The organism is Mycobacteroides sp. LB1, assembly GCF_013449725.1.
Taxonomy (GTDB): domain Bacteria; phylum Actinomycetota; class Actinomycetes; order Mycobacteriales; family Mycobacteriaceae; genus Mycobacterium.
Genome location: NZ_JACCFF010000001.1, coordinates 1411672 through 1423052, shown reverse-complemented (window position 1 = coordinate 1423052; position 11381 = coordinate 1411672). Strand labels below are relative to the sequence as shown.

Sequence of the window (11381 nt, the reverse complement as noted above, 5' to 3'; positions counted from 1 at the left end):
TTCGACTGGAGATGCCATTATCGAGCAAACAGAGTAAGGTTATCGGCATGTGGCGCGAATTGTTGGGATTGGCATTCCTGATGTCACTCAATCCCGTGCTGCTTGGCCTGATCTTGGTGGTGATCTCCCGGCCTCGGCCAGTGCAAAATCTCCTGGCCTTCTGGGTCGGTGCGCTGATTGTGAACGTGCCGTCCTTTGTGATTGCACTTTTCGCATTGCATCTCGTACCAAGTTTTGCTTCCTTCGCAAAGGAACTGGCGACGGCGGATCCGGGCTCGTCCGTCAAGCCCCTTCAACTCGCGACTGGTGTGCTCGCACTCGTGGTCGCGGGCTTCCTTGCGGTGCGGCTTTGGGTGCGTCAGCGTGCTCAGCAGCCCGTGGCGAGTGGTGCGAGTGGGGATTCTTCTGTCTTGGTACTTGATCCGGAGACGCCGCCGGCTACCGCTCGGCCGGTCGGCAGGATTAGGAATGCGATATCGGGCATCGGATCTAGGATCCGGCGACTTCTCCATCTGGGCAAGGGCGCATGGGAGAACGGCGCCCTCTGGGTCGCCTTGGTGCTCGGTATCGGATACATGCCGCCACCCCCGCTGGTCCTATTGGTGGACACCATCATCGTGGGCTCGGGAACCGCGATGGGTACCCAAGTTCTCGCCGCCGTCGTATTCGTCTTCGCGATGCTTGTGGTCTTCGAGCTCGCTCTTATCAGCTATGTGATCGCTCCGGCGCGGACCCAAGCGGTCCTCGAACCGGTCCACAATTGGGCGCTTGCTCACCGCAGCTTGGTCCTGCTGATCCTCTTCGCGGTGGTCGGGACCTGGCAGGTGCTCACCGGTGTCGGCCTCGTCTAACTGCTGGATTTAGCTGCCCCGGAACGTCCGTCGGTAGTGGGTGGGGCTCATTCCGAACCCGCGGCGCAGGTGATGCCGCAGATTCGCGGCCGAGCCGAGGCCTGAACGCCGGGCCACCTCGTCCACGGCAAGGTCGTGCGACTCCAACAGCGCTCTGGCGCATTCGACGCGCTGCTGCCGTACCCAGTCGCCGGGGGCGAGTCCGGTCTCGCCGCGGAACCGCCGATTGAAAGTCCGCACACTCATGCGGGAATGATCGGCCAGCTGCTGCACGGTCAACGGTTCGGTCAGATTCGCCAGCGCCCAGGTGCGGGCGGATGCCGTTGAATCCCCGGTGTATTCGGGAAGCGGCCGGTCGATGAACTGTGCCTGACCGCCCTCTCGCCACGGTGGCACCACGCAGTACCGCGCGACGTCATTGGCCACCGCGGTGCCGTGGTCTTGCCGAATAATATGTAGGCACAAGTCAATTCCCGAGGCGAGCCCCGCCGATGTCAGGATGTCGCCGTCGTCGATGAACAGGACCGTTTCGTCCAGCAGCACCCGTGGATACAGCGCACGGAAATCGTCCGCCTTGTGCCAATGTGTGGTGGCGCGGCGGCCGTCGAGCAGTCCGGCGGCACCCAGTACGAAGGCTCCGGTGCAGATGGACACGATGCGGGTACCCGGTCGGATGGTGTTGAGCGCGGCACCGAGTTCCGCGGTCAACTCGCCATGTTCCCGTGCCGGTCGATACCGAGTGCCAGGGATGATGACGGTGTCCGCACGGGCGAGCACGGCAGGACCCTCCTGTGGGGTGATCGCGTACCCCGAGGTGGTTTGGACTGGGGCTGAAGATAATCCACAGGTGATCACCCGGTAGCGGTCATCGCCGGCCTGGCCGAACATGAGCGATGGGATGGTCGCGTCGAAACCGATCAGCGGTTCCAGCATCAAGACGGCTACCAGATGGCTCATGGCATGATTTTTACACCTATTGGCATTTATGCCAATTGTGAGAAGCCGCGTCATCGGGCAGCCTTGGCGAGTGCCGCATTCCTTCGCGCCCGAGGCGCCCAGCCGCCGGCGGCTCCACCCTGCCTGGATGATCGCCGGGGTGGCCTTCGTCGCGGTGCTGGCTGCGGCCGGATTCCGCTCCATCCCAGGTGTTCTGATGGATCCGCTGCACTCCGAGTTCGGCTGGTCGCACGGCACCATCGGGCTGGCCATGTCGATCAATATGACGCTGTTCGGGGTCACCGCACCGTTCGCGGCCGCGTTGATGGACAAGTTCGGCGTGCGTCCGGTGCTGGTGGTGGCGCTGATGCTCGTTGCGACGGGAACCTTTCTGAGCGTGTTCATGACCGCGGCCTGGCAGCTGCTGCTGCTCTGGGGCGTGCTGGTGGGTGTTGGCACCGGGGCGATTTCGATGGGATTCGTGGCCACCGTGGCGACCAGATGGTTCATCGCGCGCCGCGGATTGGTCACGGGTGTACTGACGGCCGCCAGCGCCACCGGTCAGCTCATCTTCCTGCCCGTGGCGGCGGTCGTGACCGGCGCCTATGGCTGGCGGTGGGCCTCGGTGATCGTCGCCGCGTCGGCTATCGCGGTGGTCCCCCTTGTTGTGCTGTTTATGCGAAACCGTCCAGCCGACAAGGGGGTTGGACCGTACGGGGCCGCAACCGACGATTCGGGGGCCGCATCAGGAGGGTTCGGCGCGGCGTTCGAGGGGCTGCTCATCGGGTTGCGGCAACCGGTCTTCTGGTTGTTGGCGGGAAGTTTTGCGATCTGCGGAATGACCACCAACGGACTGATCGGCACTCACTTCATTCCTGCCGCACATGACCACGGGATGCCCGCCACCATGACAGCGAGCCTGTTGGCGCTCATCGGCGTCTTCGATGTCGCCGGGACGGTCTTCTCCGGATGGCTTACCGACCGTATCGACGCGCGCATCCTGCTGGGCATCTACTACTTCGGGCGTGGAGTCTCGCTGATGTTGTTGCCTGCGTTACTTTCTCCGCGCGCGGAGCCCTCCACCTGGGTGTTCATCATCTTTTACGGATTGGATTGGGTGGCCACCGTGCCACCGACTATTGCGCTGTGCCGTAAATACTTTGGCGAACGTACGCCCGTCGTATTCGGTTGGGTTTTCGCCTCGCATCAGCTGGGGGCTGCCGTTGCGGCGGCAGGCGCGGGGTGGCTGCGCGATCAGCAGGGTACCTATGACACCGCGTTCCGGCTGGCCGCCGGGCTGTGCGTCATCGCGGCAGTGATGTGCCTATCGGTGCGCTCACGTCCCGACCATCAGCAGGTCGAGGTAGATCAAGTTGACGGCGATGTGAATAGCTATCGGAGCCCAGATGTTTCGGTACCGGCTCCATAGATAGCCTTGCATCACGCCGAAGGTCCCTTGGACCGCGACGATCGACGCAAGGTCCACGGCCAACGTGCTCATGTGCACGTGTGAGGCGATGTGCATCGCGGCGAAGAGGGTCGCCGAGGTCGCGATGGCAGGCCAGCGGCCAACCAGCGATTCCAGCCGGGTCTGGAGGAATCCGCGGTAGAACACCTCTTCTAGTACGCCCGCCGTCAGCAGGGTGAGCACCGATGCCACGGCTATGGTGACCGAATCGGGCAGGCTCCCCGGCGCGAGGGCCGGCGGTGCCAGGGGGCCGAGTCGTGCCAGCAGGATCCAGGCCACAACGGGAACGATTGGTGCCAGCGTGCGGGTGCGGTCCAGCCGACCGATCCAGTGAACCTTTGGAGCCTGGGGGACACCGCGGCGGAACGCGCGGAACGCCAGCAGGGGAATCACGAGGAACATCAGGATCTTGATCGGGATGTACACGGCATCACGCGGTATCCCGGCGACCGTCGCCGTGATGACAAGAGCGGGAAACGCGAGCGCGGCACCGACCAGCACCCAGACCTCACGGGTGAGCCGCTGTCGATCAATGTCGGCGAAAGGATCGAGGGCCGCGAGGCGCGCAGGCACGACCCGTGTGAGCAGGAGCACGATCAGGGCAGAGGTCAGCGGCATCCATAGTGGATAAGGCTCGGCGGACTCGTCTGAGGAGAACCGGACTGAATGTTGGCCGGTGATCGTGAGGCCGCCGATGGCGATGGCGAATATCAGAATGGCGGCGACCAACAACCCCCGGCCGACCTGCTTGTCGGTCGTTGACGGTGTCGATACCACAGGATCATCGTATGGGCCCGCCGCGAGGACTACTTGGCGTCCCTGTCCGACCTGCTTCAAATGATTTGGGAGACAAGGGAAAACTATGTGACACGCCGATTGGAATGTGTCTGTTTCGCGTATGGGACGATGGATTGCAAAAGAGGCGCGTGGGACGCGCTTTCTGTCGTGCCGGAGTCGGCGTGGCCCCACGAAAGGATCGACCTGTGAGTGTGGAAGTCAGCACCGGCCTCGACAAGGACATGATGCCCGTTCCGCACGCGCACCCGCATGTCCATGAGGGCCGTTGGCCCGTCCGCATGGCCGATATCGACAAGGACGGGCGCTTGCGGCTGGACGGGGCCGCGCGGCATATCCAGGACGTCGGGCAGGATCACCTCCGCGCGGTCGAGGCCGAGGAGAGCCACCCACTGTGGATCGTGCGGCGCACCATGATCGACGTCATCAAGCCCATCGAGTTCACGGAGGCGCTATGGCTACGCCGTTGGTGCTCGGCCACGTCCAATCGGTGGTGTCAGATGCGGGTGCGGCTCGACGGTCGAGATGGGGGGCTGGTGGAGTCCGAGGCATTCTGGATTCACGTCAGCCGCGAGACCCAGGGTCCGTCCCGCATCGAGGACGACTTCCTCGTCACCGTCGCCTCCACCACGGATGTCGACCGGTTGCGGTGGAAGTCGTACAACAAACGCGGGAGTCGCGAGACCGCGACGGATATCCGGGACTTTCCGGTGCGGTTCACCGATATGGATCTGTTCGACCACATGAATAACTCCGTGTACTGGAGCATCGTCGAGGACCACCTCTCGCGGCACCCGGAGCTGCTGTCTGGCCCGTATCGGGTGAGCATCGAGCACGATTCGGCGGTTTCGCTGGGGGACAAGCTTGAGATCATCACCAACGTCTACGAGGACGGAGCCGAGTTCGGAGTGCCCGGTCGCAGTGTTACAACGCTCACATATGTGGTTGGCGACGAGGTGAAGGCCCTCGCCTCGATATTCGCTCGGTAACTAGACACGGCGTCGGTCGTTTAACAGTACGAGCGTTCTGAACAGGGCATTGTTGGTTACCGCCCAGTAGCAACAGTACGAGCGTACGATTAGCCGCTTCGCAAAGTTAGCAAAAGCCCGTCAATGCCTAGCTGAAATTGGCATCCGAAATGGGTGGACCTGCGCAGATGGTCTGTGCCATCGTCGTAACAGTCAACACAGTGAACATGCCTGAGCGTTAACAATCTGTCAGCGACAGCCAAACGTCAGGGCAAGTATCAGAGGGAGCACCAATGTCGAATGTCGGCAAGCCGCGCACCGCGGCTGAAATCCAGCAGGACTGGGACACCAACCCCCGCTGGAAGGGCATCACCCGCGACTACACCGCGGCTCAGGTCGAGGAGCTGCAGGGCAGCGTCGTCGAAGAGAACACCCTCGCGCGCCGCGGCGCCGAGATCCTGTGGGACGGCGTCACCAAGGGCGACGGCTCCTACATCAACGCGCTGGGCGCGCTGACCGGCAACATGGCCGTGCAGCAGGTCCGTGCCGGCCTCAAGGCCATCTACCTGTCCGGCTGGCAGGTCGCCGGCGACGCCAACCTCTCGGGCCACACCTACCCGGACCAGAGCCTCTACCCGGCCAACTCGGTGCCGGCCGTCGTGCGCCGCATCAACAACGCCCTGCTGCGCGCCGACGAGATCGCCCGCGTCGAGGGTGACACCAGCATCGACAACTGGATCGTGCCGATCGTCGCCGACGGTGAGGCCGGCTTCGGTGGCGCGCTGAACGTCTACGAGCTGCAGAAGGCCATGATCGCCGCGGGTGCCGCCGGTACCCACTGGGAGGACCAGCTGGCCTCGGAGAAGAAGTGTGGCCACCTCGGTGGCAAGGTGCTCATCCCGACCCAGCAGCACGTCCGCACCCTGACCTCCGCTCGCCTGGCCGCGGACGTCGCCGGCACCCCGACCGTCGTTATCGCTCGTACCGATGCCGAGGCCGCCACCCTCATCACCTCCGATGTGGATGAGCGCGACCAGCCGTTCGTCACCGGTGAGCGCACCGCCGAGGGCTTCTACAACGTGCAGAAGGGCATCGAGCCCTGTATCGCGCGTGCCAAGGCCTATGCCCCGTACGCCGATCTCATCTGGATGGAGACCGGCGTGCCGGACCTGGCGGTCGCCCGCAAGTTCGCGGAAGCCGTCAAGTCCGAGTTCCCGGACCAGCTGCTGTCCTACAACTGCAGCCCGTCCTTCAACTGGAAGCAAGCCCTGGACGACTCCACCATCGCCAAGTTCCAAAAAGAGCTGGGCGCCATGGGCTTCACGTTCCAGTTCATCACCCTGGCCGGCTTCCACGCGCTCAACTACTCGATGTTCGACCTGGCCTACGGGTACGCCCGTGAGGGCATGACCGCCTACGTCGACCTGCAGGAGCGCGAGTTCGCGGCCGAGGCCCGTGGTTACACCGCCACCAAGCACCAGCGTGAGGTCGGCGCCGGTTACTTCGACCGGGTCGCCACCACCGTGGACCCGAACACCTCGACCGCGGCGCTGAAGGGCTCGACCGAAGAGGGCCAGTTCCACTAGGTCTCTAGGCCACTAAGCCCTCATCTAGCCGGGCTAAGCGCCCACGTCAAGACTCTCGGTGTGACCCACTGAGTTGACAGCACAGGCCCCGCCCACGTATCCCGTTGGGCGGGGCCTGTGTGCTTATGGATCGCGAAAACTAACTGTGTCTACTTCAGGAGTTCAAAAAATGACGGACGGAATTACGCGCGTAGGGGTTATCGGCGCCGGACAGATGGGTGCGGGTATCGCCGAGGTATCGGCACGTGCCGGTGTGGACGTGCTGGTGTTCGAGACCACCTCCGAGCTGGCGCAGGCCGGTGAAGGCCGGGTCCGTAAATCCCTGGATCGCGGCGTCTCCGCTGGGAAGATCACCGAGCGCGAGCGCGATGCCGCCGTCGCCAACCTGAGGTTCACCACCGATCTGGCCGACTTCTCCGACCGCCAGCTTGTCATCGAGGCGGTCATCGAGGACGAGTCCATCAAGGCTTCGATCTTCGCGAAGCTGGACGAGGTGATCGCCGATCCCGATGCGGTTCTCGCATCGAACACCTCCAGCATCCCGATCATGAAAATCGCTGCAGCGACCAAGAATCCGGGCCGTGTACTGGGTCTGCACTTCTTCAACCCGGTACCGGTGCTGCCGCTCGTCGAGCTGATCTCGACACTGGTGACCACGCCCGCTGCCGCGGCACGCACGGAGGCCTTCGCGAGCGAGGTGCTGGGCAAGCAGGTGGTGCGCGCTGCCGATCGCTCCGGCTTTGTGGTCAACTTCCTGCTGGTTCCGTACCTGCTGGCCGCCATCCGGATGGCCGAATCCGGTTTTGCCGCAGTCGAAGACATCGATAAGGCCGTCGTGGCCGGGCTCTCGCACCCGATGGGTCCGCTGCGCCTTTCGGATCTGGTGGGCCTCGATACGTTGAAGCTCATCGCCGACTCGATGTACGACGAGTACAAGGAGCCGCTGTACGCGGCCCCGCCGCTGCTGCTGCGCATGGTCGAGGCCGGACGTCTCGGCAAGAAGAGCGGCGTCGGGTTCTACGAGTACAAGGCCAAGTAGCCACCTAAACCGACCAACACAGCGAGGGCATACCGTACGCACAATCTGAGCCCGATTGTGTGCGTACGGTATGCCCTCGCTGCATTCGGGGGATAGCGTCGGCCCATGCCTTCGGTCTTGGTGAACGGTCAGTCCCTCCACTACACCGACAGCGGCGGCGACGGGTCGCCCATCCTGCTTTCGCACCCGATGTTTCTGGACGCTGTCCATATGGCTCCGTTGGCACACTTGCTGGCGGGGGAGGGCTATCGGGTGGTGACCTTCGACCAGCGGTGTCACGGTGCGACAGAGTTCGACGGGCAGCCGTTCACGCTCATCGAATGTGCCAAGGACGCTTTGGGTTTGGCGTCCGAGCTGGGGATCGAGCGGGCGATCTTCGCCGGTGAGCTTCTCAGTGCCACCATCGCGCTGCACGCTGCGCTGCTGGATCCGGACCGGGTGGCGGGTCTGCTGCTCGTCGGTCCCACTGCGTATGCCACCGATCCCGGCGAAATCGCCTCACTGGGTGTCGGTCTGGCGCAATGGAAGGAGTTCGGGCCGCAGGCCTCCGAGTTCGCACGCATTGCGCAGGCTGCGACCGGGTCATCGCAGGCGGCCGCGGACTTGATGGACCGGTGGCGCAGCGCGGATTGGCAGCAGGTGCAGGCGATGGCGGACGCGTGGCTGGGCCGGCCGGGCATCACGGAGAATCTGGGGCGGGTCACCTGCCCGGCGGTGGTGATCCACGGCAGCAGTGAGTTCTACATTCCGCTGGCGCACGGACAGCATGTCTACGAAAACTTGGGTGGCTCAAAACTTTTCGGGACCGTCAACCGCCAGTTCCAGGCGCTGAGCATCGTGCAGGACCCGCAGACCCTGGATCTGGTGCGCGGGCTCATGCGGGATCGGTTTCCCGCACAGCGCCCAACAGCATGATCCCGGAGGACAAGCCGGCTCGCCAGATACGCATATCGATGTTCAGTACAGCGGAGTTGTCGATATCGCACACCGTCCATTGACGTGCTGACGGGTCTGCGGGAATCACGTTGTTTTCCCACTGTTGAACGAAGGTGGCGACCTTCAAGAGCTTCTCGATCGTCTCGGTGAGATCCGGATCCTCGGGGGTGATCGCCATATTCAGGCGTAGCCAGGCGATCAGCCAGTCCGATGAGGACTGCCAATCGAGAATGATCTCGGGAGTGCGCCGTCCGATGTAGTGCCAGTACAAGAAGTTCGGCGAAATCCACAGCCCCTTGAAGAGTCTCAAGAACTCCGAATTGGCGTTTATCACCGTCCATGCGGGTGTGAGAAATGCCGCGGGGTTCGGGTTCAGCGATTCGAGGTAGTCGGAGATATCCGCGGGAGGGGCGCTCATGATCGTTACCGGCGGCGGTTTGTGCACGAGGAGGTGCAGGTATCCACTCTCCCACTGTGACAGTTGCAGGGCCTCTGCGAGGGATTTCAGTCCTCTGGCACTGGGCGGTACCCCCGACTCGACGCCTTGTATCCACCGCAGGCTGAACCCCGTGGCCTGTGCCAGACCCAGCTGAGTCATCCCGTGTCGCTCGCGTGCGGTCTTCACGAACGGACCAAATTCATTCGCCAAAGTCATTACCTTCGGTTGCGCAAAAAGACTGCGTGTCCAAGTGTATTGACCAAGATCATTCGGGATGGTTAATTCGGACAGCAACGTGGCACGCCCCGGTATTCGCTTGCGAGGGGTTCGGGGCGTTCACTTGCTAGACCCGGGCGAATTCGCCCGCGGTACTCCATGCTTCACGTTCGACGGCGTATGCCGTGCGCTGGTGGTTGCGGAACTCGCCTATTGACGTCGCATTTTGGGCAAGGAACGTCGAGTACTCCGCCATGGAGAACTCACCTTCGGTGATCGTGACACCGCCGTTGCCGCGTCCCGTGGCCAACTCATCACGCAGCTCGAGCAGCTCCTCGGCGCTCACCGGGTACCAGCTGATCTGGTCGAAGAATCGCAGCAGCCAGGGTGTTCCGGGCTCGAATACTCCGGCGTTCTCCGGATGCCGATGGTTCCAGATCTGCACGGTCCGCCCCACCAACTGATATCCGCCGGGACCCTCCATGCCGTATATGCACAGGTAGGCCCCGCCGATGCCGACGGCGTTCTCCGGTGTCCAGGTGCGCGCGGGGTTGTACTTGGTGGTGACGAGCCGATGCCGGGGATCGACCGGGGTCGCCACCGGCGCACCCAGATACACATCGCCCAGCCCGAGTGCCAGGTAGGACGCGTCGTACACCGTGCGATACACGTCATCAACGGTGTCCAAACCGTTGATCCGCCTGATGAATTCGATATTCCACGGCATCCAGGGTGCGTCCGCGCGTACGCCCAGGCGGTAGCGTTCCATCGCCTCTCTGGCCGACGGATCATCCCAGGAGAGCGGCATGGCCACCCGGCGGCTGGGCACGACGAGCTCATCGGAGGCCGGTAGATGCTCGTCGATATCGTCCAGTAGCCCCAGCACCTTGCCCATCGGCAGTCTGTCGGGATCGAAATGCACCTGTAGCGACCGGATACCCGGTGTCAGATCGACGATCCCGGTGGTGTGGGTGTCCTCCAGCCGTTGATGCAACGCGTGGACGCGTGCACGTAGCGCCAAATCCAGTGTGATATCACCATATTCGACCAAGACGTTGTCGTCGCCGCTGCGGCGGTACGTCATATCGGGTGCATTGTCGCGAGCCGGACGATACGCGAGCACGCCGTCATCGCCGTCGCCCTGGGTGGAGAACACCGAGGGCCAATGCCCGCGCCGGTCGATACCGATCGAGCGCAACGATGCGCTACGAGCGGCTTCGATCCGGATGAATCGCAAAGTGTCGCCGGCGCGCAGCTGGCCCAGCTTCCACCGGTCGGCAGACACCACCGTGACCGGGCAGACGAAACCACCCAGGCTGGGGCCGTCCGGACCCAGCAGAATCGGCGTGTCGCCGGTGAAGTCCAGTGCGCCGATCGAGTACGCGTTGTCGTGAATGTTCGACGGGTGCAGGCCGGCCTCTCCACCGTCGGCGCGCGCCCAATGGGGCTTGGGGCCGATGAGGCGCACCCCGGTGCGATCGGAATTGAAGTGCACCTCGTAAGCGGTCGACAACAGCTCGTCGATATCGCCGCGGGTGAAGAAATCGGGTGCGCCGTGCGGCCCCTCGGTGACGGCGAGCTCCCAGTGGTGGCCGATCGCCGGCTGGGCGGTACCGGGAATGCATTGCGGTTCAGTGCCATCGTTTTCGCCGAGGGTGAGGACGTCTCCGGCGGCCAGGGCGCGCCCTGCGGGACCGCCAAATCCGCCGAGGGTGAAGGTGGACGCGCTGCCCAGGAATTCGGGAACCGCGATGCCACCGGCGATCAGTATGTAGATCCGCATCCCGGTATCTGCGGCGGCACCTACTGCGAGTGTTCCCTCAGCGGGAACGGTGACGGCACGCCACTGGGGAACCGGCCGACCGTTGACGGAGATCTGCGTTACCGGTGCACCGGTAACGCAGACGAGGGTCTCGTCCGTGAAACGTAGTGTGGGGCCGGAGAGTGTCGCCTCCAGACCCGCGGCGCCCTCGGGATTGCCGACGGCACGATTGCCCAGCCGGAACGACAGGTCGTCCATCGGGCCGGACGGCGGCACACCCACCTGCCAGTACCCGGTGCGGCCGGGCCAGTCCTGCACCGTGGTCAACATGCCGGGTGTCGTGACGGACACCGATGAGCCGCTTGCGCGAAGAGGATCAGACATG

10 protein-coding genes are annotated in these 11381 nt (G+C 63.7%); 6 read left to right on the top strand and 4 right to left on the bottom strand.

What is annotated here, in order from left to right; all coding sequences use genetic code 11:
• Positions 1–47: 47 nt before the first annotated feature.
• Positions 48–851, top strand: coding sequence for a GAP family protein (locus tag MLB1_RS07120; RefSeq protein WP_180748937.1), 804 nt, complete (start codon positions 48–50; stop codon positions 849–851).
• A 9-nt stretch (positions 852–860) separates the two neighbouring features.
• Here MLB1_RS07120 and MLB1_RS07115 read toward each other — a convergent pair whose 3' ends face one another.
• The gene (locus MLB1_RS07115) at positions 861–1808 is read right to left on the bottom strand and encodes a helix-turn-helix domain-containing protein (RefSeq protein WP_180748936.1); all 948 of its coding nucleotides are present in this window, start codon (positions 1806–1808) and stop codon (positions 861–863) included.
• Between the two features lie 127 nt (positions 1809–1935).
• Here MLB1_RS07115 and MLB1_RS07110 point away from each other — a divergent pair, with 127 nt between their 5' ends.
• Positions 1936–3216, top strand: coding sequence for an MFS transporter (locus MLB1_RS07110; protein WP_255485743.1), 1281 nt, complete (start codon positions 1936–1938; stop codon positions 3214–3216).
• Here MLB1_RS07110 and MLB1_RS24250 read toward each other — a convergent pair.
• Positions 3124–4032, bottom strand: a complete 909-nt coding sequence (locus tag MLB1_RS24250; RefSeq protein ID WP_180748934.1) for a type II CAAX endopeptidase family protein — start codon at positions 4030–4032, stop codon at positions 3124–3126. The two genes, MLB1_RS07110 and MLB1_RS24250, sit on opposite strands and share 93 nt — an antisense overlap.
• A gap of 242 nt (positions 4033–4274) precedes the next feature.
• Between MLB1_RS24250 and MLB1_RS07100 the strand changes: the two genes are divergently transcribed.
• The 4 genes from MLB1_RS07100 to MLB1_RS07085 all read left to right on the top strand — a co-directional run bounded on the left by MLB1_RS07100 (position 4275) and on the right by MLB1_RS07085 (position 8558).
• A complete protein-coding gene (locus MLB1_RS07100) occupies positions 4275–5039 on the top strand; it encodes an acyl-[acyl-carrier-protein] thioesterase (protein ID WP_180749736.1) in 765 nt (254 codons plus the stop codon).
• 272 nt (positions 5040–5311) lie between these two features.
• Positions 5312–6604 carry an isocitrate lyase gene (gene aceA, locus MLB1_RS07095; RefSeq protein ID WP_180748933.1) on the top strand — a complete coding sequence of 431 codons (1293 nt, stop codon included), beginning with the start codon at positions 5312–5314 and terminating at the stop codon, positions 6602–6604.
• Positions 6605–6773: 169 nt separating this feature from the next.
• A complete protein-coding gene (locus tag MLB1_RS07090; RefSeq protein ID WP_180748932.1) occupies positions 6774–7643 on the top strand; it encodes a 3-hydroxybutyryl-CoA dehydrogenase in 870 nt (289 codons plus the stop codon).
• A 105-nt stretch (positions 7644–7748) separates the two neighbouring features.
• Entirely contained in the window at positions 7749–8558 is an 810-nt protein-coding gene (locus MLB1_RS07085; protein ID WP_180748931.1) for an alpha/beta fold hydrolase, read from the top strand.
• Here MLB1_RS07085 and MLB1_RS07080 read toward each other — a convergent pair.
• Together MLB1_RS07080 and MLB1_RS07075 are read right to left on the bottom strand one after the other, a co-directional pair.
• Entirely contained in the window at positions 8518–9228 is a 711-nt protein-coding gene (locus tag MLB1_RS07080) for a helix-turn-helix domain-containing protein (protein ID WP_180748930.1), read from the bottom strand. The two genes, MLB1_RS07085 and MLB1_RS07080, sit on opposite strands and share 41 nt — an antisense overlap.
• A gap of 133 nt (positions 9229–9361) precedes the next feature.
• A complete protein-coding gene (locus MLB1_RS07075) occupies positions 9362–11326 on the bottom strand; it encodes a 5-oxoprolinase/urea amidolyase family protein (protein ID WP_371750594.1) in 1965 nt (654 codons plus the stop codon).
• Positions 11327–11381: the final 55 nt, after the last annotated feature.

Coding starts and splice junctions, on each gene's coding strand:
- MLB1_RS07120 (WP_180748937.1), top strand. CDS start 48: ATGTGGCGCGAATTGTTGGGATTGGCATTCCTGATGTCACTCAATCCC.
- MLB1_RS07075 (WP_371750594.1), bottom strand. CDS start 11,326: ATGTTGACCACGGTGCAGGACTGGCCCGGCCGCACCGGGTACTGGCAG.
- MLB1_RS07110 (WP_255485743.1), top strand. CDS start 1,936: ATGATCGCCGGGGTGGCCTTCGTCGCGGTGCTGGCTGCGGCCGGATTC.
- MLB1_RS07085 (WP_180748931.1), top strand. CDS start 7,749: ATGCCTTCGGTCTTGGTGAACGGTCAGTCCCTCCACTACACCGACAGC.
- MLB1_RS07100 (WP_180749736.1), top strand. CDS start 4,275: ATGATGCCCGTTCCGCACGCGCACCCGCATGTCCATGAGGGCCGTTGG.
- aceA (WP_180748933.1), top strand. CDS start 5,312: ATGTCGAATGTCGGCAAGCCGCGCACCGCGGCTGAAATCCAGCAGGAC.
- MLB1_RS07115 (WP_180748936.1), bottom strand. CDS start 1,808: ATGAGCCATCTGGTAGCCGTCTTGATGCTGGAACCGCTGATCGGTTTC.
- MLB1_RS07090 (WP_180748932.1), top strand. CDS start 6,774: ATGACGGACGGAATTACGCGCGTAGGGGTTATCGGCGCCGGACAGATG.